The organism is Ottowia sp. (genome assembly GCF_046348305.1).
Taxonomy (GTDB): domain Bacteria; phylum Pseudomonadota; class Gammaproteobacteria; order Burkholderiales; family Burkholderiaceae_C; genus Ottowia.
The window spans coordinates 334,774-359,370 of record NZ_JAXMEM010000005.1 but is presented as its reverse complement, the minus strand read 5'-3'; the positions used below and the strand labels follow the sequence as shown (position 1 = coordinate 359,370).

The 24,597-nt window shown below is 69.9% G+C and carries 21 protein-coding genes; 10 read left to right on the top strand and 11 right to left on the bottom strand.

All coding sequences use genetic code 11. From position 1 onward, the window contains the following. Positions 1-177: 177 nt before the first annotated feature. Together U1F38_RS07750 and U1F38_RS07745 are read right to left on the bottom strand one after the other, a co-directional pair. Positions 178-1,011, bottom strand: a complete 834-nt coding sequence (locus U1F38_RS07750) for a TatD family hydrolase (protein WP_409986476.1) — start codon at positions 1,009-1,011, stop codon at positions 178-180. Positions 1,012-1,037: 26 nt separating this feature from the next. Further along, positions 1,038-1,277, bottom strand: a complete 240-nt coding sequence (locus U1F38_RS07745) for a hypothetical protein (RefSeq protein ID WP_409986475.1) — start codon at positions 1,275-1,277, stop codon at positions 1,038-1,040. 95 nt (positions 1,278-1,372) lie between these two features. Between U1F38_RS07745 and U1F38_RS07740 the strand changes: the two genes are divergently transcribed. The 8 genes from U1F38_RS07740 to mgtA all read left to right on the top strand — a co-directional run bounded on the left by U1F38_RS07740 (position 1,373) and on the right by mgtA (position 11,823). Continuing rightward, on the top strand, positions 1,373-2,287 hold the full coding sequence (locus U1F38_RS07740) for a S1C family serine protease (protein ID WP_409986474.1): 915 nt from the start codon (positions 1,373-1,375) through the stop codon (positions 2,285-2,287). Positions 2,288-2,312: 25 nt separating this feature from the next. Further along, positions 2,313-3,332 carry an AAA family ATPase gene (locus tag U1F38_RS07735; protein ID WP_409986473.1) on the top strand — a complete coding sequence of 340 codons (1,020 nt, stop codon included), beginning with the start codon at positions 2,313-2,315 and terminating at the stop codon, positions 3,330-3,332. After that, entirely contained in the window at positions 3,332-4,351 is a 1,020-nt protein-coding gene (locus U1F38_RS07730; protein ID WP_409986486.1) for a DUF58 domain-containing protein, read from the top strand. Before U1F38_RS07735 ends, U1F38_RS07730 begins: the two co-directional genes overlap by 1 nt. 33 nt (positions 4,352-4,384) lie before the next feature. Continuing rightward, on the top strand, positions 4,385-5,479 hold the full coding sequence (locus tag U1F38_RS07725) for a VWA domain-containing protein (RefSeq protein WP_409986472.1): 1,095 nt from the start codon (positions 4,385-4,387) through the stop codon (positions 5,477-5,479). A 78-nt stretch (positions 5,480-5,557) separates the two neighbouring features. Continuing rightward, positions 5,558-6,328, top strand: coding sequence for a LamB/YcsF family protein (locus U1F38_RS07720; RefSeq protein WP_409986471.1), 771 nt, complete (start codon positions 5,558-5,560; stop codon positions 6,326-6,328). Further along, a complete protein-coding gene (locus tag U1F38_RS07715; protein ID WP_409986470.1) occupies positions 6,325-7,941 on the top strand; it encodes a 5-oxoprolinase/urea amidolyase family protein in 1,617 nt (538 codons plus the stop codon). Before U1F38_RS07720 ends, U1F38_RS07715 begins: the two co-directional genes overlap by 4 nt. A 226-nt stretch (positions 7,942-8,167) precedes the next feature. Next, positions 8,168-9,127 carry a Bug family tripartite tricarboxylate transporter substrate binding protein gene (locus tag U1F38_RS07710; protein WP_409986469.1) on the top strand — a complete coding sequence of 320 codons (960 nt, stop codon included), beginning with the start codon at positions 8,168-8,170 and terminating at the stop codon, positions 9,125-9,127. Positions 9,128-9,282: 155 nt separating this feature from the next. Continuing rightward, complete coding sequence (gene mgtA, locus U1F38_RS07705; RefSeq protein WP_409986468.1) at positions 9,283-11,823, top strand: magnesium-translocating P-type ATPase; 2,541 nt, start codon at positions 9,283-9,285, stop codon at positions 11,821-11,823. Positions 11,824-11,916: 93 nt separating this feature from the next. Here mgtA and U1F38_RS07700 read toward each other — a convergent pair whose 3' ends face one another. The 4 genes from U1F38_RS07700 to U1F38_RS07685 all read right to left on the bottom strand — a co-directional run bounded on the left by U1F38_RS07700 (position 11,917) and on the right by U1F38_RS07685 (position 15,721). Beyond that, entirely contained in the window at positions 11,917-12,468 is a 552-nt protein-coding gene (locus U1F38_RS07700) for a hypothetical protein (RefSeq protein WP_409986467.1), read from the bottom strand. A gap of 223 nt (positions 12,469-12,691) precedes the next feature. Beyond that, the gene (locus tag U1F38_RS07695) at positions 12,692-13,657 is read right to left on the bottom strand and encodes an AEC family transporter (RefSeq protein WP_409986466.1); all 966 of its coding nucleotides are present in this window, start codon (positions 13,655-13,657) and stop codon (positions 12,692-12,694) included. Beyond that, complete coding sequence (gene lolD / locus U1F38_RS07690) at positions 13,654-14,460, bottom strand: lipoprotein-releasing ABC transporter ATP-binding protein LolD (RefSeq protein WP_409986465.1); 807 nt, start codon at positions 14,458-14,460, stop codon at positions 13,654-13,656. The genes U1F38_RS07695 and lolD overlap by 4 nt, the downstream gene beginning before the upstream one ends. Further along, a complete protein-coding gene (locus tag U1F38_RS07685; RefSeq protein ID WP_409986464.1) occupies positions 14,453-15,721 on the bottom strand; it encodes a lipoprotein-releasing ABC transporter permease subunit in 1,269 nt (422 codons plus the stop codon). Before U1F38_RS07685 ends, lolD begins: the two co-directional genes overlap by 8 nt. Positions 15,722-15,786: 65 nt before the next feature. Between U1F38_RS07685 and U1F38_RS07680 the strand changes: the two genes are divergently transcribed. Together U1F38_RS07680 and recJ are read left to right on the top strand one after the other, a co-directional pair. Next, positions 15,787-16,725, top strand: coding sequence for a phosphoglycerate mutase (locus U1F38_RS07680; protein WP_409986463.1), 939 nt, complete (start codon positions 15,787-15,789; stop codon positions 16,723-16,725). Next, positions 16,722-18,434, top strand: a complete 1,713-nt coding sequence (gene recJ / locus U1F38_RS07675) for a single-stranded-DNA-specific exonuclease RecJ (RefSeq protein WP_409986462.1) — start codon at positions 16,722-16,724, stop codon at positions 18,432-18,434. The genes U1F38_RS07680 and recJ overlap by 4 nt, the downstream gene beginning before the upstream one ends. Positions 18,435-18,628: 194 nt before the next feature. On the opposite strand, the gene U1F38_RS07670 is transcribed toward recJ, so the two are convergent. The 5 genes from U1F38_RS07670 to U1F38_RS07650 form a co-directional block, all read right to left on the bottom strand. Continuing rightward, the gene (locus tag U1F38_RS07670) at positions 18,629-19,900 is read right to left on the bottom strand and encodes a branched-chain amino acid ABC transporter substrate-binding protein (protein ID WP_409986461.1); all 1,272 of its coding nucleotides are present in this window, start codon (positions 19,898-19,900) and stop codon (positions 18,629-18,631) included. Positions 19,901-19,908: 8 nt separating this feature from the next. After that, complete coding sequence (locus U1F38_RS07665) at positions 19,909-20,538, bottom strand: DUF2242 domain-containing protein (RefSeq protein ID WP_409986460.1); 630 nt, start codon at positions 20,536-20,538, stop codon at positions 19,909-19,911. Positions 20,539-20,582: 44 nt separating this feature from the next. Beyond that, positions 20,583-21,626, bottom strand: coding sequence for a tRNA (adenosine(37)-N6)-threonylcarbamoyltransferase complex transferase subunit TsaD (gene tsaD / locus U1F38_RS07660; RefSeq protein WP_409986459.1), 1,044 nt, complete (start codon positions 21,624-21,626; stop codon positions 20,583-20,585). A 96-nt stretch (positions 21,627-21,722) separates the two neighbouring features. Further along, a complete protein-coding gene (locus U1F38_RS07655) occupies positions 21,723-22,178 on the bottom strand; it encodes a CBS domain-containing protein (RefSeq protein ID WP_409986458.1) in 456 nt (151 codons plus the stop codon). Positions 22,179-22,276: 98 nt separating this feature from the next. Then, a complete protein-coding gene (locus U1F38_RS07650) occupies positions 22,277-24,484 on the bottom strand; it encodes a TonB-dependent hemoglobin/transferrin/lactoferrin family receptor (protein WP_409986457.1) in 2,208 nt (735 codons plus the stop codon). Between the last annotated feature and the right edge of the window lie 113 nt (positions 24,485-24,597).

The following is a 24,597-nucleotide window of genomic DNA, read 5'->3' as shown; positions in this document are numbered from 1 at the left end:
GATCGCTTTCGAGACCCATGCGAACTATTTCGGCCGAAGACATCGGCCAGGAAGTCGCCTTGGCCATCGCAGTCACGAACCCCCGCGCAATCCGCCCGATCCTCCTACTGGAGGAACTCCAGTGTCATGGCCTGGCGCAGGCGGATCGGACCCATGGCCCCAGGCCGAGGCCGGCGATCAAAGCGCAGCCAATCGCGGCAACGCGGCCAATGCATTGGCCGTGGTTTGCGCGGCCCATTCATCCAACGGCACGCCGCGCAAGGCCGCCAGCGTGGCCGCCATGCGCGGCAGCTCACCCGGCTCGTTGCGGCCGATGACGTCGCCGGCGGCACGCTGCGCGGCGGGCGTGTACAGCCATTGCGGCGCGATGTCCGGGGCGTCGGTTTCCATCACGATCGCCTGCGGCGGCAATTGCGCCGCCAGGGCACGCAAACGCGTGGCGCGCTCGTAGGTCACCGCGCCGCCGAAGCCCAGTTTGAAGCCCATCTCCAGCAGCTGGTCGGCCTGCTGGCGGCTGCCGCTGAAGGCGTGCGCGATGCCGCCGGCAACGCCGACCGCGCGCAGGCCCTTCAGGATCTGATCGACCGAGCGGCGAACGTGCAGGACGACTGGCAGGCCGTGGCGACGTGCCAGTTTCAGTTGTTCCCGGTAGAAGTACTCCTGCCGCTCGCGCAGGGCACCGGGCGCGGCCAGTTCGGGCACGAAGTAGTCCAGCCCGATCTCGCCCACCGCCACCAGGCGTGCGTCGCCCGTGCTGGCTTGCAAGGCGACGTCCAGGTGCGCCAGGGCGTCATCGTCGGCGCGCGCGACAAACATCGGGTGAATGCCCAGCGCGCAGGCATCGTCCAGGCGGTGCGCCAGCGTTCGCACGGCGTCAAAGGCCGGCACCTCGACCGCGGGGATCACGCAGCGCGTCACGCCGCGTCCGGCGGCGCGGGCGCGCACGGCGTCGATGTCGGCGGCGAACTCCGGCGCGTCCAGGTGGCAGTGGGTGTCGATCCAGGTGGGCATGCGCTGGAGCTTACGGCGCCTGGGCCTCAGTGCGGCGGCCGTGGCGCCAGGCTGGCAAACCAGTCGGGATTGGGCTCACCCTGGCCGGCCGGGCACTGGTTGCGCGAGTGGCTGCGCCACACGCGGCCGGCAAAGCCGGGCTCGGGCCGCGTGCGGTACCAGTACCAGCGGCCGTCTCCGTCTTGCGCCACCCAGTTCCAGCCGGCGGGCGCCTGCGCCCAGTCAACGGTCCATGGCGCCTTCGGCCTGTCGTCGGATTCGTTCATCACCCGCTGTCCGTTCATTGATCGCGCCCATCCACACAAGCGTCAAAGCATGCTACCGTGTGGTGCATCACCCTTGTGATGTCCGGGATGTGCCCATGCGTCGAACCGCGCTTTACAGTCGATCGCCTTCGCCCGCCGAACCAACACCGCCCGCGCCCGAGTCGGACGCGCGCGTGCCCGCCCACCCGGCGTCCACGCCCGGGCCCCGCTGGCGGGCCGCCTGGCGCCATCCGGGCGTGCTGTGGGCTGCCATCGTGGTGCTGGCGGCAAGCTGGGTGTTTGGCGGCGGCGCGCTGCAGGCGCCACCACGCCAGATCACGCAAAAAGACATCGACGCGGCGGTGATGCACACCGCACAAACCAAGGTGCTGCCCTCGCAGGCGGCGCGTGCCGCGGCCACGGTCGCGCCTTCGGTGGTGCGCGTGGAAGGCGAGATCGAGGGGCGCAAGAACAAGAAAGGCCAAACCGAACTGGGCCGGGGCATCGGCACCGGCGTGGTCATCGTGGACAACGGCACCATCCTGACCAACCTGCACGTGGTGCAAGGCGCCGAGCGCATCACGGTGACGTTTTTCGACGGCACCGAAAGCCCGGCGGGCATCGTCAACATCCAGCCCGACAACGACCTGGCGGTGCTGCGCGCGACCAAGCTGCCGGACGACCTGCAGCCGGCCACCATGCGCTCCACCGGCGACTTGCAGCCGGGCGACGAGGTGGTGGCCATCGGCTTTCCATTCGGCATCGGGCCCTCGGTGTCGGCGGGCGTGATCTCGGGCCTGAAGCGCGGCTTTCGCTCGCCCGAAGGCGGCCAGGTGATGAGCAACCTGATCCAGTTCGACGCTGCGGCCAACCCCGGCAATTCGGGCGGACCGCTGGTCACCATGGATGGGCAGGTGGTGGGCATCGTCACCGCCATCCTCAACCCGACCTCGGCGCGCACCTTTGTCGGCATCGGCTTTGCGGTGCCCATCGAGAACGCTGCCGCCGGCGCCGGGCAAATTCCTTTTTGACTATCGTTTCAGGAGCATCCTGCGCATGAATCAAGCCGACGACAACCGATTCGAGCCCCGCACCGACGTCGCCGAACGCATGGAAAAAATTCTCTTCGAGGTCAAGCGCGTGGTGGTGGGACAAGACCGCTTCCTGGAGCGCGTGATGGTGGCCCTGCTGGCCGGCGGCCACCTGCTGGTCGAAGGCGTGCCGGGCCTGGCCAAGACGCTCACCGTCAAGACGCTGGCCAGCGTGCTGCAGGGACAGTTCAAGCGCATCCAGTTCACGCCCGACCTGGTGCCGGCCGATTTGATCGGCACGCGCATCTACAACCAGCGCGAAGGCGAGTTCAGCACCGCGCTGGGCCCCGTGTTCACCAACCTGCTGCTGGCCGACGAGATCAACCGCGCGCCGGCCAAGGTGCAAAGCGCGCTGCTGGAGGTGATGCAGGAGCGCCAGGTGACGATTGCCGGGCAGACCCATTTCGTGCCCGAGCCGTTCCTCGTCATGGCGACGCAGAACCCGATCGAAACCGAGGGCACCTACCCCCTGCCCGAGGCGCAGGTGGACCGCTTTTTGATGAAAGTGCTGGTGGACTACCCCAGCGACGCGGAGGAGTTCGTCATCGCCCAGCGCGTGACCGGCCCGCGCATCGACGTTCAGCCCGTCGCCAGCATGGATCAACTGGCACAACTGCAAGCCGAATGTCGGCAGGTGTACGTCGATCCGTCGCTGGTGCAATACGCGGTGCGTCTGGTGTCGGCCACGCGCGCGCCGGCCGATGCGGGCCTCGATGAACTCGCGCCCATGCTCACCTACGGCGCCAGCCCGCGCGCCACCATCGGCCTGATCGAGGGCGCGCGCGCGCTGGCGCTGATGCGCGGGCGCGGCTACGCCCTGCCCGAAGACCTGAGCGACCTGGCACCCGACGTGCTGCGTCACCGGCTGGTGCTGTCGTATCAGGCGCTGTCCGACGGACTCTCGGCCGACCAGGTCGTGACCCGCATCATGGCCAAGGTGCCGGCGCCACCGCGCCCCCTGCAACACGAAAAGCTCGCCGCGTGATGGGTTTCCTGCGCCGCCGCCAGCCCCCCCTGCCGCACGCGGTGCCCAACCCGCGCGCGGCCCCGGCGATCGCCAGCGAGGCCCCGGCGGATGCCGACGCCCTGCTGCGCCGCCTAGAGTGGACGGTGCTGCGCCGCCTGGACGGCGCGCTGCAGGGCCACTACCGCACGCTGATGCGCGGCAGCGGGCTGGACTTGGCCGACCTGCGCGAATACCAGTTGCACGACGACGTGCGCCACATCGACTGGAACGTGACGGCGCGCCTGGCCACACCGCACGTGCGCGTGTTCACCGAAGACCGCGAGATGGCCGCTTGGTTCTTGCTGGACCTGAGCGCGTCGGTGGATTTCGGCTCGGGTGCGCGTCGCAAGCGCCAGGTGTCGGCCGAGTTCGTTGCCGTGCTGGCGCGCCTGCTCACGCGCCACGGCAACCGCGTGGGCGCCCTGCTCTATGGCAAGGGCGTCGAGCGCATGATCCCCGCGCGCGCCGGCCGCACGCACGTGCTGCAACTGCTGCACGCCATGCAAAACCGCCCGCAGGCGTCGGCAGCGGCCGCGCCCACCAGCACCCGGCTGACGGATTTGCTGCAGGCTGGCGCCACCTTCATCCGCCGCCGCTCGACGATCTTCGTGGTGTCCGACTTCATCAGCGAGCCCGGCTGGGAAAAGCCCCTGGCGCAACTGGCCCAGCGCCACGAGGTGCTGGCCGTGCGCCTGCTGGACCCGCTGGAGCGCGAGCTGCCCGACCTGGGCCTGATCCCCTTGCGCGACGCCGAAACCGGGCAGGAGCTGTGGGTGGATACGCACGACCGCGGCTTTCGCCACCGCTTTGCCCAACTGGCCGCCCAGCGCGACGACCAGTTGCGCGCTGCCCTGACCCGCGCGGGCGTCGATGCGCTCGAGTTGTCGACCGAAGGTGAGTTGCTGAACGCCATCGTGCGCTTCATCGAGCTGCGCCGTCAGCGCCTGCGCGCCGCCAGCGGCGGCGGCGTGCCCTCGCATCTTCGCAAGAGTGCCTGAACGCGTCAAAATGAACCCGTATCCGGTGTGTTCATGAACCTCGATTGGATCAGTTCCCTCAAGTGGCCCGCGGCGATCCCGCAGCCCAGCTTTCTGTGGCCGCAGTTCCTGTGGCTGCTGCTGCTGCTGCCGCTGCTGGTGCTGCTGTATGCGTGGGTGCTGCGCCGGCGCAAGAAGCTGGCCGTGCGCTACGCCAGCCTGTCCATCGTGCAGCAGGCGCTGGGCAAGGGCGCTGGCTGGCGGCGCCACGTGCCGCCGCTGCTGCTGCTGCTGGCGCTGGCGGCGCTGATCGTGGCCAGCGCCCGGCCGGTGGCCGTGGTGGCGCTGCCCTCCAACCAGCAGACCATCATCCTGGCCATGGACGTGTCGGCCAGCATGCGCGCGACCGACGTGGAACCCAACCGCCTGGTGGCCGCGCAGGAGGCCGCCAAGGCCTTCCTGCGCGAGCTGCCGCGCGACATCAAGGTGGGCATCGTGGCCTTTGCGGGGTCGGCGCAGGTGGCGCAGGGGCCCACGCTCAATCGCGAGGACCTGATCTCGGCCATCGACCGCTTTCAGCTGCAGCGCGCCACCGCCACCGGCAACGCCATCGTGATCTCGCTGGCCACGCTGTTTCCCAAGGCCGGCATCGAGCTGCAGCAGCTCAGCCTGGATCGCGTGCGCAGCGGCGTGGGCCGCTCGCTCGACCAGATTCCGCCCAAGCAGGATGAGTTCGTGCCCGTGCCGCCCGGCTCATACACCACCGGCGCCGTCATCATGCTGACCGATGGCCAGCGCACCACCGGCGTCGATCCGCTGGACGCCGCCAAGATGGCCGCCGACCGCGGCGTGAAGGTCTACACCGTGGGCATCGGCACCGTGGATGGCGAGATCATCGGCTTCGAGGGCTGGTCCATGCGCGTGCGCCTGGACGAGGAAACGCTCAAGACCATCGCGCAGAAAACCGCTGCCGAATACTTCTACGCCGGCACCGCGCACGATTTGAAGAAGGTCTACCAAAGCCTGTCCAGCCGCCTGACGCTGGAGAAAAAGGAGACCGAGGTGAGCGCGCTGTTCGCCCTCGCCGGTGCGGCGCTGACGCTGCTGGCGGGCGGTTTGTCGCTGTGGTGGTTCGGGCGCCTGCTGTAGTCTCGATTTCAAGCACATTCAGGCTCTGGCGCCCGCGCAACAAGCGCGGCCAGCTATTCAATTCATAGTATTGCACCCATGCCCCACATCGATCTGAACAGCGACCTGGGCGAAAGCCTGGGCGCCTGGACCATGGGCGACGACGCCGCCATGCTCGATCTGGTCAGCAGCGCCAACGTGGCCTGCGGCTTTCATGCGGGCGATCCGGTGGGGCTGCTCAAAACGCTGCGCGCGGCGGCCGAGCGCCATGTGGTCGTGGGCGCGCACGTCGCCTACCGCGACCTGGTGGGTTTTGGCCGCCGGCCCATGGACGTGCCGCACGCCGAACTGGTGGGCGATGTCATCTACCAGATCGGCGCGCTGCAAGGCCTGGCGCGCGCCGCCGGCACCACCGTGCGGTACGTCAAGCCCCACGGCGCGCTGTACAACACCATCGCGCACGACCGCGCCCAGGCCCATGCCGTGATCGAGGCCGTGCAAAGCATGGGCCGTGATCTGGCGCTGGTGGTGCTGGCCGGCTCGCCGCTGGCCGGCTGGGCGCGCGAGGCCGGCCTGACCGTCATCGAAGAAGCTTTTGCCGACCGCGGCTACACCCCGCAGGGCACGCTGGTGTCGCGCCGCGAGCCCGGCGCCGTGCTGCACGATGCGCAGGCCGTGGCCGCGCGCATGCTGCAACTGGTGCGCGAAGGCACCGTGCCGGCCGTGGACGGCAGCCCCGTCGCGGTCCGCGCCGACTCGATCTGCGTGCATGGCGACAGCCCCCGCGCCGTCGCCATGGCGCGCGCCGTGCGCGCTCGGCTGCAGGACGCGGGCGTGGCCATTCGCCCCTTCTGCGCCGCCCTTGCATGACGCGGCGCTACCTGCCCGCCGGGACGGATGCGCTACTGGTCGAGCTGGCTGACCTGGCCCACACGCTCGATCTGCTGGCCGCGCTGCAGGCTGCGCCCCCACCCGGGGTGACCGAGTGCGTGCCGGCCGCGCGCACCCTGCTCGTTCGCTTCGATCCGCGCCATATCAGCGCCCCGACTCTGCGCGCGGCCATCGAGGCGCTGAAGACCGGGCAACGCACCGACACCCCCGGCGCGCGCATCGAAATCCCGGTGCGCTACGACGGCGCCGACCTGGCCGAGCTCGCGGCGCTGCTGGGCATCACGGCAGCCGAGCTGATCGCGCGCCACACCGGGCAGGACTACAGCGTGGCCTTCTGCGGCTTTGCCCCCGGCTTTGCATACCTCGCCGGCGGCCACCCGGGCCTGGACGTGCCGCGCCGCGCCACGCCGCGCACGCGGGTGCCCGCCGGCTCGGTCGCGCTGGCCGGCCGCTTTGCCGCCGTCTACCCCGACGAAACGCCCGGCGGCTGGCAACTGCTGGGCACGACCGCGCTGAAGATGTGGGACCTGGCGCGCGAGCCGCCCGCGCTGCTGCAGCCGGGCATGCGCGTGCGCTTTGTCGATATCACTTCTGAATCGATAGCTGCTCGCGCTTGTTCCACGCTGGCTGAAGGCCAAGAACATCCAGATCACCCGCCCGCCGCGGCCACCATCGGCCGCGCCCTGACGGTGCGCGCCCCCGGCCTGCAAACGCTGGTGCAGGACGCGGGCCGGCCGGGCCAGGCCGCGCAGGGCGTATCCGCCGCCGGCGCGCTGGACCAGGGCGCCATGCGCCACGCCAACCGCCTGGTGGGCAACGCGCCCGGCCTGCCGGTGCTGGAGGCGCTGTTGGGCGGCCTGCAACTGGTCTGCCAGGGCGCCGCCGTGGTGGCCGTCACGGGGGCCAGCGGGCCGCTGGAGCTAACACGCGCCGGCGGCCGCGCCGCGCCGGTGCCGCGCAACGCCGCGCTGATCCTGACCGACGGTGACGTGCTCAGCCTGGGGCAACCCATGACGGGGCTGCGCAGCTACGTCGCGGTGCGCGGCGGCCTGCACGTGGCGCCGGTGCTGGGCAGCGCCAGCCGCGACACGCTGGCCAAGATCGGCCCGCCCGCGCTCGCGGCCGGCCAGCGCCTGCCGATCGGCGCCGCCCCGGCGGGCAGCGCGGTCGGCGCGCCCGACCGCAACCCGCCCCCGCTGCCGCGCGCCGGCGACACCGTCACGCTGGACGTGGTGCTGGGCCCGCGCACCGACTGGTTCACCCCCGAGGCCGTCGCCCTGCTCTCGGCCCAGCCCTGGCGCGTCACGCCGCAGCAGGATCGCGTGGGCATGCGCCTGCTGGGCGAGCAGCCGCTGGCGCGCGCCCAAACGCAGGAGCTGCCCAGCGAAGGCACGGTGACCGGCGCCATCCAGGTGCCCGCCAGCGGCCAGCCGGTGCTGTTTCTGGCCGACCACCCGCTGACGGGCGGCTACCCGGTCATCGCCTGCGTGGCGCTGCACCATCTGGACCTGGCGGCGCAGATCCCGCCCGGTGCGTGGATTCGCTTTCGGCCCTTGGGGCCGTTTGCCGAGATCGAAGAAACAGGGGCATAAGTGATGTGGATCGCCAAACGAAGGGTGCGGAAATTGCAGCGCGCATCGCCCGCGCCGGCGGCTTGTCCCGAGCCACTACCCAGCTCCCGGGATGCATTCGCCATGGCCAGCGATTTTCATGCGGCCAGCGCGACCGCGGCGTGCATCAGCGAACGCACAATGCCGGTGTGACGGGCGCGCCGCGCGCCGGTTCGTCACGATTTTCTGACCTGAAAGCGAGGATTTCATGCCCTTTACGCGCCGCCACGCCTGCTTGTTGCTCACCGCCGCCCTGCCCTGCATTGCCAACGCCGCCGACTGGCCCACCAAAACGATCCGCATGGTGGTGCCGTTTGGCCCCGGCGGCGCCAACGACCTGGTGGCGCGTGCGGTGGCGGAGGCCACGGCGCGGCAGCTGGGCCAACCCATCATCATCGAGAACAAGGCCGGCGCCGGCTCGGTAGTGGGCTCCGACGTGGTGGCCAAGAGCGCGCCCGACGGCTACACCTTTCTGGCGCCGGCCGGCGGCATCATCACCAACCCGTTGATCAAGGCCAGGATGCCCTATCCTGCCGACGCCCTGGTGCCGGTGGTGCTGGCCGCCGTCAGCCCCTCGGTCATCGTGGTGGCGGCCGATTCGCCCTACAAGGACTTGAAGGCCCTGGTGGCCGCGTCCAAGCAAGGCCAGGGCCTGAACTTTTCCACCGCCGGCACCGGCAGCACGCCGCACTTCGTGGCCGAGATGCTCAAGGTGGGCGCGGGCGCCCGGCTGCAGATCGTGCCTTACAAGAGCGGCAGCGAAGGCGTGGTGGCCGTCATCGGCAAGCAGGTGGACGCCACCTCCGAGTCCAGCGTGGTCACGCTGCCGCAGATCAAGGGCGGCAAGCTGCGCGCGCTGGCCTCTACCTGGAACCGCCGCATCGCCGCCATGCCCGACGTGCCCACCGCCCAGGAGCAGGGCTTTGGCAACGTCTTCATCGGCCACTGGACGGGCGTGTTCGCGCCCAAGGGCACGCCCGACGACATCCTGGACAAGATGAACGCCGCCATCAACGCCGCGCTGAAATCGCCCGAGCTGCGCGCGCGCCTGATCCCGCAGGGCATCGACCCGCTGGGCGGCACGCGCGCGGATTTCGCCAAGTTCCTGAGCGAGGAGCAAAAGCGCCTGGCCCCCATCGTGAAGGCCGCGCAAATGAAGGAAGACTGAACCTGAATCCGGCGCTTGGCCGCTCACCCGCGCCTCGGAATCCGCGCCAGGGCCGCACCGGAGTGATCGCCGAAACGCCATGCTTCGTGACGCCGCGCAAGCAATTTGCAAGATGATGCTGGCCCGACGATCCCGGTCGTACAAAATGCGGCGCCATGAGCGCCGATGAGTCCAGCGACGGGGTCGCAGCACCCCAAGGCCTGTGCAGCGCCGAGGCTGCGGCGGCACTGACCCGCCTGGGCCCCAACCAGCTCAACCCCCGGCCCCAGGCCATGCTGGGGCAATTGCTGGCGCGCTTTCTCAATCCGTTGGTGCTTGTCCTGCTGGCAGCCTGCGTGGTATCGGCCCTGACGGGGGACAGGGCCAGCGCAACGATCATCGGCGTGGTCGTTGCGGTCTCGGTGCTGCTCGACTTCGCGCAGGAGTACCGGGCCGGGCTGGCAGCGCAACGGCTGGCGCAGCAGGTCGCCGTCACGGCACTCGTATTGCGCGACGGCCAGCCGGTGCGGCGGCCGACCACCGAGCTGGTGCCCGGGGACGTGGTGCTGCTGTCGGCGGGCGACTTGATCCCGGCCGACGCACAGGTGCTGCAGGCGCAGGATTTTTTTGTCAATCAGGCGCTGCTGACCGGCGAACCCTACCCGGTGGAGCGCCACGCGATGCGCCTGCCGCTGCCCGAGCAGGGCGCGTGGGACACCGACGCCGCGGGCGCGCTGTTCATGGGTTGCTCGGTGGTCAGCGGTTCGGCGCGTGCGCTGATCCGGCGCACCGGCGCGCGTACGGCTGTCGGCCAAATTGCCCGCGACCTCGAGCGGCCTCCCCCGCCGACCGGGTTCGAGATCGGCACGCGCCAGTTCGGCCTGCTGATCATGCGTTTGACGCTGTTGCTGGTGCTGTTCACGCTGGGGGTCAACTTGGCCTTGCACCGACCGCTGCTGGAGTCCTTCCTGTTCGCGGTCGCGCTGGCCGTGGGGCTGACGCCGGAGTTGCTGCCGATGGTGGTGTCGGTCACGCTGGCGCGCGGCGCACTGCGCATGGCCAAGGCGCGGGTGATTGTCAAGCGCCTGTCGGCCATCCAGGACATGGGGGCGATGGACGTGCTGTGCACCGACAAGACCGGCACGCTGACCGAGGCATGCATCCGGCTCGAGCGCCACGTCGACGCCCAGGGCCGCGAGAGCGAGCGCGTGCTGAAGCTGGCCTACCTGAACAGCTTCTTCGAAAGCGGCTTGAAGAGCCCGATGGACGACGCCATCCTGGCGCACGAGCACCTGGACGTGAGCGCCTGGACCAAGATCGACGAGGTGCCGTTCGACTTCGAGCGTCGTCGCGTGTCGGTGCTGGCCGAGCGCGGCGACGAGCGCCTGCTGATCGTCAAGGGCGCACCGGAGGACGTGTTGGGCCTGTGCACCCACTATGAAAGCGGCGCCGAACCCGCGAAAGAACACGCTGACCTTGACGTGCAGCCATTCGATTCTGCGGCGCGGGCGCGGGTGCAGGCCCTGTTCGACGCCCTGGGTCAAGACGGGTTTCGCGTGCTCGCCGTCGCCAGCAAGCGCGCGCCACGCACGCTGGTCGACGCCGTGGTGGGCGACGAGGCCGATCTGGTGCTTGCCGGCTTTGCCGCCTTCCTCGACCCACCCAAGGCCAGCGCCCGGGCGGCGCTGCACGCGCTGGCCGCCAGCGGCGTGGCGGTGAAAATCGTCAGCGGCGACAACCCGCTGGTCACGCGCCACGTCTGCACCGAGCTGGGCATCGCAATCACCGGCATGCTCACCGGAACGGAGATCGCGGCAATGAACGACGACGCCCTGCGCGCACGGGTGGAAGAGGTCAATCTGTTTTGCCGCGTCAACCCACAGCAAAAGAACCGCGTGCTGCTGGCGCTGAAGGCGCGCGGCCATGTGGTCGGCTACCTGGGCGACGGCATCAACGACGCGCCCTCGCTGCACACCGCGGATGTCGGCATCTCGGTGCACGGCGCGGTCGATGTGGCCCGGCAGGCCGCCGCGCTGATCCTGCTGGAAAACGACCTGGGCGTGCTGCACGCCGGCATCCGCGAGGGCCGGCGCACCTTCGGCAACGTGATGAAGTACATCATGATGGCCACCAGCTCCAACTTCGGCAACATGTTCAGCATGGCGCTGGCCACGCTGGTGCTGCCCTTCCTGCCGATGCTGCCGTTGCAGATCCTGATCAACAACTTTCTCTACGACCTGTCCGAACTGCCGCTGCCGCTGGACAACGTCGACGAGGCCGATCTGGCGCGCCCGCAGCGCTGGGACATGGGATTCATCCGCGACTTCATGCTGCGCATCGGCCCAATCAGCTCGGTGTTCGATTTCCTCACCTTCTTCATCCTGCTGGGCGTGCTGCACGCCAGCCCCGCCGAGTTTCACACCGGCTGGTTCGTCGAGTCGCTGGCGACGCAGGTGCTGGTCATTTTCATCATCCGCACCCGCGGCAACCCGCTGGCCAGCCGGTCCAACCGCTGGCTGGCGCTGACCTCGCTGGGCGTGGTGGCGCTGGCCATCGCGCTGCCCTTCACGCCCATCGCGTCCGTGCTCGGCTTCACGCCACTGCCACCTGCGTTCTTCGCGTTGCTGCCAGTCTTGGTGGTGCTCTACCTGGGCGTGGTCGAGTTGGCGAAGCGCCGCTTCCATCGCCGCTGGGCCATGCGTCATTCGACCGTTTGACCAGCGCAGCGCCGTGGCAGCGGCCACCGAGCCCGTCGTATGGGCAGAGCGGCACACTCCATCGGGGCGCGCACCCCCTGGGGGCTGGACGCCTCAGCCCAGCTGCTTCAGCCCCTGCTGCATGAGCTTGTCGCCGGCCGCGCCCAGGCCTTCGACCAGCCCGGCGGCCGCGTGCAGTTCGGCGCCCACGGCCAGCCGTGCGATGGCGCCAAACCGTTCATTGGGGCGTGGCGGCGGGTCACCCCCACCGCCGTGCGGGCCGATCTTGCGCAGCAAATCGGCCAGGAACTGCGCGAAGGCACCGGTGCCGCAGTAGTCGTCGAAGGCCTGGATGCGGGCCGTGATCTGCTTGCCGACCGCCGCGCCACTGTCGCCCGGCAACACGCTGGCCAGGTCTTTCAGTTGCACCATTTCGCCCACGAACTGCTGGGCCACCATGCGCGCCAGCTCGTGCGGCGGCAGCGGTTGCGGGTTCAGCGCCACTGCCCCGAGCCGGTCGGTCAAGCGCTGATAGACGGCGTGGGCGATGGGGCCCAGCGGTCCGTGCGGATCGAAGTCCGGGCCATCCGGGCCCGGCATGTTTTGCCATCCCTGAACCAACGCGGCAACCGCTTTGGGCGTGACCACCCAGGCGTTCTTGTCCATGGCAAACTCCTTTCGTGCGTGCCGGCACGGTGCCGGCACGCCGGATGGTGGCACCCGGCCAAGGGGGCCGCAATATGAAATTTTGTCCATGGCGCCGCGGCCCGGCGCGAGCCACCCGCGCCTTGCATGGATGCGCGGCGGCGCCGCGTCATTGCGAAAAATCCGGCAACAGAACCAGGCCCGGCCTCTGTCCGCGCCCCAACGCCGAACGCCGGCCAGCGGTTCAGACTCGCAGCAGCGCCATCACCACCGAGATCGTCCCCACCGCCATCACCGTGGACACGGCCACGGTGGCCGTCACCAGATCTTCCTCGGTGTGATAGCGCTGCGAGAACAGGAACACGTTGGCACCCACCGGCAGCGCGGCGGCCACCACCATCACCGCCAGCGGCAGGCCGTGCAGGCCCAGCAGCCAGCCGGCGGCGGCCATCAGCGCGGGGTGCAGGATGACCTTGAGCGCCGACAGCCCCAGCGCGCCGCGCAGGTGCGGGCCGATCACCGTGCGCGCCAGCGTCACGCCCACCAGCACCAGGGCCACGGGGCCGAAGGCGTCACCCAGCAGTTTGAGCGGGCGCTCCACCACCGGGTGCAGGCCCCAGCCGGTCAGCGAATACAGAAAGCCCGCGATGATGGGCAGCGGCACGGGGTGCAGGATGGCGTTCTTCACGGCCTGCGCCACGGTGGCGGCGATGTGGCGGCGCGGGCCCTGGCCGGCCTGCGACTGCTCGCGCGCCACCAGCAGCTCCAGCACCACGGTGGCCAGCGTCAGCAGGATCAGCGCGTGCATGGAGATCAGCGTGAACAGCAGGGCCAGCGCCTCTTGTCCATACGCCAGCTGCACCAGCGGCACGCCGATCATCAGGGTGTTGCTGAAGATCGCCGCCAGCGCCAGCACCGCCGATCGACTGGTGAGGCCCCGCGCCAGCAGCAGCGCAAAGAACAGCACCCCGGCCACCACGTAGTACAGCGCCACCGAACGCAGGTCCAGCTGCGCCAGCTGCGTCGTGGCCATGGTGCGAAACAGCAGCGCCTGCACCAGCACCAGAAACACCAGGTTGGACAGGTCGCGCACGGCCTCGGCGCGGATCAGCCTCATGCGTCCGGCGACAAAGCCGATGGCGATCAGCAGCACCACCGGCAGCAGGGCCGAGACAACCGGGTGGCCCAGCGCCCCGGCGCTGGCCGTCACGCCAGCCGCCCCGCCGCCAGGCGCAGCGTGCGCCCGCAGCGCGCGGCCAGATGCTCGTCGTGCGTGACCAGCACGAAGGCCGTGCCCTGCTGTGCGGCGCCTTGCAGCATCAGCTCGAACACCGCGTCGGCCGTGCCGCGGTCGAGGTTGCCGGTGGGCTCGTCGGCCAGCACGCAGGCCGGTTGCGTGACCAGCGCGCGGGCGATGGCCACGCGCTGGCGCTCGCCGCCCGACAGCTCGGCCGGGCGGTGCTGCATGCGGTTTTGCAGGCCGACCAGGCCCAGCACGCGCGCGGCCGCGTCGGCCGCCTGGGCGCGCGGCTGGCGGCGAATCCACAGCGGCATGGCCACGTTCTCGAGCGCGCTGAACTCGGGCAGCAAATGATGAAACTGATAGACGAAACCCAGATGCCGGTTGCGCAACGCGCCCTGCTGCGCAGGCGACAGGCCCGACAAGTCCTGGCCCATCAGCCGCACGCGCCCGCCGCTGGGCGCGTCCAGCCCGCCCAGCAGGTGCAAGAGCGTGCTCTTGCCCGAGCCCGACTGGCCGACGATGGCCAGCGTCTCGCCGGCCTGCACGCGCAGGTCAACGCCTTGCAGCACGTTCACATCGAGCGGGCCTTCCTGAAAGCGTTTGCTCAGGTTTTCGGCTTCCAAAACGGCGCCAGCACCCGCTGGTGAATCGCAAGCAGTGCGTCCTTGAATCGCCGGTTCGGCCGCCGGGCCGCTCCCAAGGCCGAACGCGGCCCCCGCGGGGGGCAGCGCACCATGCGAAGCAGGGGAGCGTGGGGGCCCACTATTCATAGCGGAGCGCCTCAGCAGGGTTGACGCGACTGGCGCGCCAGCTGGGGTAAATCGTCGCCACAAAAGACAGCAGCAGCGAGATCACCGCAATCGGCACGATGTCGCCCGACTGCGGGTCGCTGGGCATCTTGCTGATCAGATAGATGTCCTTGGGCAGAAAGCTGGCGTGAAACAGCCGCTCCAGGAACGGCACGATCACGTCGATGTTGAAGGCGATCAACAAGCCCAGCGCCAGGCCCGCCAGCGTGCCGATCACGCCCACCAGCGCGCCCTGCACGACGAAGATTTTCATGATGCTGGCCGGGCTGGCCCCCAGCGTGCGCAGGATGGCGATGTCGGCGCGCTTGTCCTGCACCGTCATCACCAGGGTGCTGACCAGGTTGAAGGCGGCCACCGCCACGATCAGCGTGAGGATGATGAACATCATGCGTTTTTCGAGCTGCACGGCGGCGAACCAGCTGCGGTTCTGGCGCGTCCAGTCCAGGATCAGCAGGTTGCCGCTGAGCGTCTGCGCCAGCTGGTCGGCCACCGCCCGCGCCTGGTCCTTGTCGCGCAGCTTCAGGCGGATGCCGGTGGGCCCCTCCAGCCGAAAGATGCGCTCGGCGTCCTCGATGTTGAGCATGGCCAGGGCCGAGTCGTATTCATAGTGCCCGCTGCTGAAGGTGCCCAGCACCGTCATCTGCTTGAGGCGCGGCACCACGCCGGCGGGGGTGACCTGCCCGCTGGGCGCAATCAGCGTGACCGTGTCGCCGGTCATCACGCCCAGCTTGCGCGCCAGGTCGTTGCCCAGCAGGATGCCGAAACTGCCGGGCTTGAGCTGGGGCAGCAGCGTGTCCTTGAGCTGCGCGGCCACCCCGGTCACCTGCGGCTCCAGTTGCGGGTCGATGCCGCGCACCATCACGCCCTGCATGGCCTCGCCGCGCGCCAGCAGGCCCTGGCCGCCCACATAGGGCGCGGCGCCGACCACCTGCGGGTTTTGCCGCACCTCGGCCAGCGTGCGCGCCGGGTCCAGCAGCGCGCCGTCATCGGGCGAGAACACCTCCACGTCGGAGATGATGCTGAGCATGCGGTCGGTGACGTCCTTGCGAAAGCCGTTCATCACGCTCAGCACCACGATCAGCGCCGCCACGCCCAGCGCGATGCCCAGCATGGACGCGCCCGAGATGAAGGAGATGAAGCCATTGCGCCGCGCCGCGCGCCCGGCGCGGGTGTAGCGCCAGCCCAGCAGGGTTTCAAAGGACAGACGATCAGACAGGGACATCAGGCGAGGGCTTGGTTGCGTGGCGCGAGGCAGCCCGGCATTGTGGCATCACGGACAATCGCCCGATGCCTGCCCCTGTCGAGCCGCTGCACCTGCTGATCGCCGACGCAGCCCTGCCCCCCGACGCTCCGCCGCCGCCCTGGCCCGCGCTGCCCCAGCTGCAAGCGCTGCTGGGGCGCATGCGGCTGCAGCACACGATCGAAGCGGATGAGGACAGCCCGGCCACGCCGTTCGAGCTGGCGCTGGCGCGCGCCCACGGCCTGCCCGGCGCGCCCGGCCATATCCCCTGGGCCGCCTTCGAGACCGGCACCGTGGGCACGCCCTGCGCCTGGTTTCGGCCCTGCCACTGGCAGGTGGGCATGGACCAGGTCAGCCTGCTTGATCCGCACGAGCTGGCGCTGACCGAGGCGGAATCGCGCGCATTGCTGGCCGCGCTGCAGCCGCTGCTGGCCGAGGACGGATTGGTCCTGCGCTATGCCGCACCCGACCGCTGGCTGGCCCAGGGCGAGCGGCTGCGCGGCCTGGCCTGCGCCTCGATGGCGCGCGCGCTGCAGCGCCCGCTCACGCCCGACGCGCTGACACAGGCCAGCGACGCCGCGCAAGGCGCGCACCTGCGCCGCCTGCAAAGCGAGCTGCAGATGCTGCTGTACACGCAGCCCGTCAACGACGCCCGCGAAGCCGCGCGACGCTACCCCGTCAACGCCGTGTGGATCGAAGGGGCCGGCACGCTCGACACCGCCACACCACCCAACCGCGCCGTGCGCACCGACACCCGCCTGCAAGCGCCCCCCGCCAGCACCGACGCGTACCAGCGCGCCTGGCAGGCGATCGACCGCGAGGCGCTGGCGCCGTTGCTGGCGGCGCAACAAGCCGGCGCCCCGGGGCAGCTGACGCTGTGCGGCGCGCGCCGCGCCATCACGCTGGTCAGCGTGCACGGCCTGACCCAGCGTCTTGCAAGCAAAATACGGCCTCTGCGCTTGTCCGATCTGCGCACCCAGCTATGAAATTTGAAGTACGCGACATCCCTCCCCGCAGCGCCTGGGCACTGGAGCAAGCCGGCGTGCACCCGCTGCTGGCGCGCCTGTACGCCGCCCGCGGCGTGTGCAGTGCTGACGAGCTCGATCCCACACTGGCCCGCCTGCTGCCGCCTGCAGGCCTGAAGGGCGCAGCCGAGGCCGCCACGCTGCTGGCCGACGCCATCGCTGCCGACGAGCGCCTGTGCATCGTGGCCGACTACGACTGCGACGGCGCCACCGCCTGCGCCGTGGGCCTGCGGGGCCTGCGCGCGCTGGGTGCCCAAAACGTGGGCTACCTGGTGCCCAACCGCGTGGTCGACGGCTATGGCCTCACGCCGCCGATCGCCGAGCGCGTGGCCGCCACCGGCGCCAAGGTACTCATCACGGTGGACAACGGCATCGCCAGCGTCGAGGGCGTGGCGCGCGCGCGCGAACTGGGCCTGAAGGTGCTGGTGACCGACCACCATTTGCCGGGTGCCGAGCTTCCAGGCGCCGACGTCATCGTCAACCCCAACCAGCCCGAGTGCACGTTCGAGAGCAAGGCGCTGGCCGGCGTGGGCGTGATGTTCTATGTGCTGCTGGGCCTGCGCGCCGAGCTGCGCACGCGCGGCGTGTTCGACAACGCCACCCAACCGAAGCTCGACACCTTGTTGCCCCTGGTCGCCCTGGGCACGGTGGCCGACGTGGTGCCGCTGGACGCCAACAACCGCCGCCTGGTGGCGCAGGGCCTGCAACGCATCCGCGCCGGGCAGATGCCGGCGGGCGTGCAGGCCCTCATCACGGCAGCCGGGCGCGACGCGCGCAAGGCCGGCACCTTCGACTTCGGCTTTGCCCTGGGCCCGCGCATCAACGCCGCCGGCCGCCTGGCCGACATGACGCTGGGCATCGAGCTGCTCACCACCGACGACGCCGCACGCGCGGGCGAACTGGCTCGCCAGCTCGACGCCATCAACCGCGAGCGCCGCGAGATCGAGGGCGGCATGCGCGAGCAGGCCATGCAGATCGCCGGGGGGCTGCTGGACCCAAGCGAAAGTCCGCCGCCCGCCCTGGCAGTCTACGACCCGGACTTTCACGAAGGCGTGGTCGGCATCGTGGCCGCGCGCCTGAAGGACCGCTGGCACCGCCCGACCTTCGTCTTTGCCGCCAGCGGCGCGCCGGGCAAGGAACACGAGCTCAAGGGCTCGGGCCGCTCGATTGCCGGCTTTCACCTGCGCGACGCGCTGGACCTGATCGCCAAGCGCCACCCCGGCGTGCTGCTGCGCTTTGGCGGCCACGCGATGGCGGCGGGCTGCACCATCGCCGAGGACCAGTTTGAGACCTTCGAGCAGGCCCTGCAGCAGGTGGCCGCCGAATGGCTGGACGCCGCCACCCTGACCCAGCGCCTGCCCACCGACGGCGCGCTGCCGGCCGAGTACCGCCGCCTGGACGTGGCCGACGCGCTGCAGCAAGCCGTATGGGGCCAGGGCTTTGCCGCGCCCGTGTTCAGCGAGGAGCTGGTGGTACTGAGCCAGCGCCTGGTGGGCGAAAAACACCTGGCGCTCAAGCTGCGCCACCAGGGCGAGCCGGTGGACGGCATGTGGTTCGGCCACGCCGAGCCGCTGCCGGCACGCGCGCGGCTGGCGTTTCGGCTGGAAATCAATGAATGGCAGGGCCAGCGGCGCCTGCAACTGCTGATCGAGGGGCAGGCGACGGGTTGAGCAAAGACGAACAACCGGACGCAGAGGGCGCAAAGATTACGCAAAGGACGCAAAAGAAGAAGAAATTTAGCCCAATTCGGTTTTACCCTTGCGTGACAATACCGAGGCGCTATCAATTCAATAATTTTGAATTGGTATTTTCTGCGTCCTTTGCGAATCCTTTGCGTCCTCTGCGTCCGGCTGTTGGGCCTTGCCTACGCCCTGACCATCTTGCAGGTGCTCGGCATCGCCGCCTGCTCGGCGCTGATCTCGCGCACGACCTTGAAGCCGTAGCCCGAGCCCTCGACGTCGAAGGGCACGCCGGGCGCGCCTTGGCGCTCCATCACGCCCACCACCAGGGGCTGCTGGAACTGGTGGTCCTCCGCGCGCATGCGGCCGCGCCGGCCGGCCAGGGTGACGTCGGCGCGCTCCAGCGCGCGCGCCAGGGCCGCGGCCTCGGTGCGGCCGGCGCGCTCGATGGCCTGGGCCAGCGCCGCGATCATCAGCTGCATGCGCAGGTGCACGTAGTCGCTCTGCGGGTCCGGGTAGCGCTGGCGAAACGCCTTGTAAAACGCCGCGCTCTCGGGCGTGTCCACGTTGGGCAGCCAGTCGGCCACGGCCACCACCTTGCCCACGCCGGCATCGCCAATGGCCGCCGGCGCACCCAGTGCGTTGCCATAGAAGGTGTAGAAGCGCCCGTCGAAGCCCACCTCGCGCGCCGCCTTCACCAGCAGGGTCAAGTCGTTGCCCCAGTTGCCCGTCAGCACGGCCTGCGCACCGCTGGCCTTGATCTTGGCGGCATAGGGCAGAAAGTCCTTCACACGGCCCACGGCGTGCAGCTCGTCGCCGACGATGGCCACGTCCGGGCGCTGCTGGCCCAACTGGCGCCGGGCCTCGCGCAGCACGGCCTGGCCAAAGCTGTAGTCCTGGCCGATCAGGTAAATGCCTTTCAGCGCCCGGTCTTCGCGGATCACGCCCATCAGCGCGGCCATGCGCATGTCGGCGTGGGCGTCGAAGCGAAAGTGCCAGAAGCTGCACAGCTCGTTGGTCAGGATGGGATCGACCGCCGAGTAGTTGAGGAACACCACGCGCCGCTCGGGCTCGCGCTCGTTGTGCTTGTTGATGGCGTCGATCAGCACGGCCGCCACGGCCGACGAGTTGCCCTGCAGGACGATGCGGCAGCCCTTGTCGATGGCCGCGCGCAACATGGCCAGCGACTCCTCCGTCTGGCCCTTGTTGTCGAAGCGTTCCAGCACCAGCGGGCGCGGGCCCGTGGCCGTCTTCACGCCGCCGCGCGCGTTCACGCGCTCGATGGCCCACACCAGATTGCGCGCCACGGCCTCGCCGGTGTTGGCAAAGCTGCCGCTGAGCGACTCGATCAGCGCCAGACGGATGGGGCCGGACTGGGCCCGCACAGGTGCGCCGGCGCCGCCCAGACCTGCCAATGCGACGCCCAGCACGGCGCGCCGCGAAATGGTTTGTGTCATGGAAATCCTCAAGAAACGAAATCGGGCGCCGCGCCGACCGGCCGCCCGGACGTGGCGCCCGCGCCGGACGAGGCCGGCGCCGGCGACAGCAGGCTCATGCTGTCCAGGTATTCGCGCATGAGGCTGAACAGGCGCTCGTACACCTGCGCGCTGGCGACGGTTTCGCTGGCCACCTTGACCATCGAATCCATGCCGCCTTCCACCGGCAGCGACAGCGAGCCCAGGCCACCCACACCCAGCGAGGCCGATTCCTTGGCCTTGCGCACCAGGTATTGCTCCTTCAGCGCGCTGGCAAAGGCCACGCTGGCGAGCTTGCCCTGCCCTTCGGGTGCGCACACCACGCGAAACTCCATCTGCACGTGGTGCTGCGCGTCGGGCTGGAAATATTTGCGCGCGGTCACTTCCTGCGCGGTGGCGGCCGTCACCACATAGCCCTGGCTCAGCAGCGCGCGGCGCGCCGCCTCGCAGGTGCGATCGAACGGTGCGGCGTAGTGGCGCGCATGGGTCGAGGCGTCAAACGTCTCGGGCTGGTAGCCGACCAGCGGCATCGGCTGCGAATTCAGGGAGGTGCAGGCCGACAGGACCAGCGGCGCGAGCAAGGCAAGGACCCCATGCCAGGGGCGAAACGACAGGGTCATGGAACAGCAGGACCGGCAAAAGGCCGCTATCGTAGCGCGCGCCGTCAAGCGACTTGATCCAGCGGCCAGCGCGGGCGCACGTCAAAGGCGTAATCGCGCGCCGGCTGCGACACGCCGGCCTGCACGCGCAGGGCCGCGGCCAGCGCAATCATGGCGCCGTTGTCGGTGCACAGATGCAGCTCCGGATAGTGCACCCGCACGCCACGCCGGGCGCAGGCGCGACCCAGGTCGGCGCGCAGCTGCTGGTTGGCGCCCACGCCGCCGGCCACCACCAGGCGCGAAAGGCCCGTGGCGTCCAGCGCCTTGAGCGACTTCTTGACCAGCACCTCCACGATGGCCGCCTGCGTGCTGGCGGCCAGGTCGGCGCGCGGCTGCTCGCAGGGCAGGCCCTCGATCTTGCGCGCCTGCGTGAGCACGGCCGTCTTCAGGCCTGCAAACGAAAAGTTCAGATCGCCGCTGTGCAGCAATGGGCGCGGCAGCGCATAGGCCGTGGCGTCACCAAAGTCGGCCAGGCGCGCCAGCGCCGGCCCGCCGGGGTAGCCCAGGCCCAGCAGCTTGGCGGACTTGTCGAAGGCCTCGCCGGCCGCGTCGTCAATCGTTTCGCCCAGGATGTGATAGCGCCCCACCCCGTCCACGCGCATCAACTGCGTATGCCCGCCGCTGACCAGCAGCGCCACGAAGGGAAACTCGGGCGGATCGGCGCTCAGGAAGGGCGAGAGCAAATGCCCCTCCAGGTGGTGCACGCCCAGCACCGGCCGCCCCAGGGCCGCGCCCAAAGCGCAGGCCACACCCGCGCCCACCAGCAGCGCGCCCGCCAGGCCCGGGCCGCGTGTGAAGGCCACCAGATCGACGTCGGCCAGGCCCTTGCCGGCCTGCGCCAGCGCCTGGCGCGCCAGCGGCAGCACGCGGCGGATGTGGTCGCGGCTGGCCAGCTCGGGCACCACGCCGCCGTATTCGGCATGCATGGCCACCTGCGAATGCAGCGCGTCGCCCAACAGCCGCGGCACCGCGCCATTCGCGTCCGCCTGCACCAGCGCAACGCCGGTTTCGTCGCAGGACGATTCAAACCCCAACACCAGCAAAGACATGCGCAGGATTATCCGCGCACCGAATCGGTTCGCGGCTTTGGGCGGGACGCCGGACGCCCAGTGACGTCCAGGGCGACCGGCGACGGCCCGTCCGGATCAGCCCAGATTGCCCGCGATATAGCTTTCGAGCTGGGCGATGTGAAAGCGCTGCTCCTCCAGCGTGGCGTTGACCAGGTCGCCGATGGACACCAGGCCGATCACCTCGCCGGCCTCGACCACGGGCAGGTGCCGGATGCGCGCCTTGGTCATGATGCCCATGCACTCCTGCACGGTCTGGCGCGGGCCGACGGTGTACAGGCGCGCGGTCATCACGTCGGCCAACAGCGCCTCGGACGAATGCAAGCCCTTGAGCGCGATCTTGCGCGCGTAGTCGCGCTCGGTGAAGATGCCCAGCAGCGCCTCACCCTGCATGATCAGCACGGCGCCGATCTCGCGCTCGGCCAGGAGCTTGAGCGCCTCCAGCACCGTGGCGGTGGGCGGCAGTGAGGCCAGCGGGGCCTGCTTCTTGGACTTGAGGACGTGGGCGATGGTGGGCACGGCGGTCATCTCCATGAAAATCGGCGCAGCCACCATCGTGCCAGAAGCGGCGCGGCGATGCCAGCGCTTTCCGGCGCCCGCGTGCAACGTCCCGTGACAGGGCGCCCACGCACTCAGAAATCCATCACCACCGACACATGCGCGCTGCGCCCCGGCTGGGTGTAGGCGTCGAGCACGGGCGAGCTGGACGCCACGCCATAGACCGCCGGCCACAGCCAGTACTTCTGGTTGGTCAGGTTGCGCACGCCCAGGTTCACCCGCACGTTCCTGGCCGGGCGCCACTGCACGCCGATGTCCAGCGTGGTGGCCGCGGGCGTGGCAAATTGGGTGCCGTTGCGCGTGCTCATGATCGCGTCGCCGTCGATGTCGCTGGTCTTCTTGGCCGCGTGGTGGCGTACGTCGGCATACCAGCTCCAGTCGGCGGTGTCGTAGCGCGCGCCCACCATCAGCAGCGCCGGGTCGATCGAGTTGATGGGCTTGCCGCTGTCGCGGTTGGTGCCGTGCGCCATGCCGAAGGCAAAGGTGCTGGCCAGGCGCCCGCCGGCCACCCGGCCCCAGTCGTAGCGGCCCTTGACCTCGAAGCCGTGGATGCGCGCGCGCGGGATGTTGACAGCCTGGAACAGCCGCTCGTTGCCCACTTCGCGCACGAATTCGGCGTCCACGATCAGGTTGGAATAGCGGTTGGTGAAGGCGGCCACGTCCAGGCTCAGCTTGCCGGTGCGCCCGCGCACCCCCAGTTCGATGCCGCGGCTTTTCTCGGGCTTGAGATTGGGGTTGGGCTGGATGATGACGCGCGTGTTGGGCGGCGCGATGGCCTCGAAGTGATCGTTGAGCTGGCCCGCCTCGGGCGGCCGAAAGCCCGCCGCGAACTGGCCGTACACGCTCCAGGCCGGCGTGGCGCGGTACATCACACCCAGCTTGGGCGAGGCGGCGGTGCCCGACAGCGACTTGCCCGGCACCTTGGACGGCGGGTAGTAGCCGTCCTGGCTGGTCACGTCGATGGCAAAGTGGTCCAGCCGCAGGCCGGGCGTGAGCGTCCAGTCGCCCAGCACCGACTCGTCTTGCAGGTACAGCGCGCTGGAGGATTCGCGCGTGTCCGGAAAGCGCTTGAGCGGAAACTGCTCGGGGGCCAGCGGCGCCACGCCGTCGTACAGGTTGCGGATGTTGTTGCGCACGTAGTCGGCGCCGTAGGTCAGGCGGTGCGCCCAGTCGCCCGCACGCAGCAGTTTGTCGGCGCGCACCCCGGCCTGCCAGGCGCGCTCGCCGTAGAAGTTGTCGCGCACCCGGTGCGTGCCGTCAAACAAATCGCTTTCGCCCACCCGGCGCGATGCGGTGCGCTGCACGCCCACGATGGTGCGCACCTGGTCGGCCCAGGCCGTGCCCAGCTCGTAGCGCGCGTCCCAGCTGAAGCGGTCGCGCTGCGCGCTGTAGTCGCTGCTTTCATTGACCACATCGCTGGCCCGCGACGGCCGGGCCGCCCGGCTGGACAGCAGATCGGTGTTGGCTGCGCGGTCGGTGTGCTCCAGCGACAACACATGGCGCTGCGCGGCGTTGGGTTGCACCACCACCTTGGCCAGCACGGCGGTGTCGCCATCACGCTCGGGGTTGGCTTGCGTGCGGTTGGCATTGGGAGCGTCGTTGCTGCCCATGGTCTGCATGGCGTGTGCCGTGCGGCGATTGGCGCTGAGCAGCCACTGCAAGCTGTCGCTGGCGCGGCCGGCCACGGTGCCGGCCAGCGAATAGCCGTGGTCGTCCTCGCTCCAGCCGGCGGCCACGCGCCCGCCGACCGTGCGGGTGGGCTTGCCTTGCGCGTCCAGCAAAAAATCCAGCGGGTCGTAGCTGACGAAATTGACCACGCCGGCCATGCCGTCCGAGCCATACACCGCCGAGGCCGGGCCGCGGATCACCTCGATGCGCTTGAACAATTCGAGCGAGAGGTATTCACGGTCGAAAATGGCCGAGCGCGACACGTAGCTGCGCGGCAGCCGCACGCCGTCCACCGTCATCAGCACGCGGTTGCCGCCCAGCCCGCGGATGTTGATGCCGGTGTTGCCGTCGCGCGCAAACGACGAGGACGCCGCCCCCACGGCCAGCCGCGCCGGCGCGTCGCGCACCGACACGTTGGGCAGGTCCTGCAGGGCCTCGCCGAGCGTGCGGCCCGGTTCGACGCCGACCCGGGTGGTGTCGATCACGTCGGAGGACATGGGCAGCGTCTCCAGCGCTTCGTGATCGGGCAGCGCGCGCGGTCCGCTGACGGTCACTTCGGGCAGCGCCGCGGTGGCGCCGGGCACGCCGGCGCTCTGGGCCTGCGCGGGCCCCATGGACGCGCAAGCCAGCGCGACGCAAACGGCAAGGGTGGCGGGCGCCAGGGGAGCCGGGCGGCGTTGGGCAGAGGCGGGATTCGCTGGCATGAAAAACGAGAAAAACAGATTGC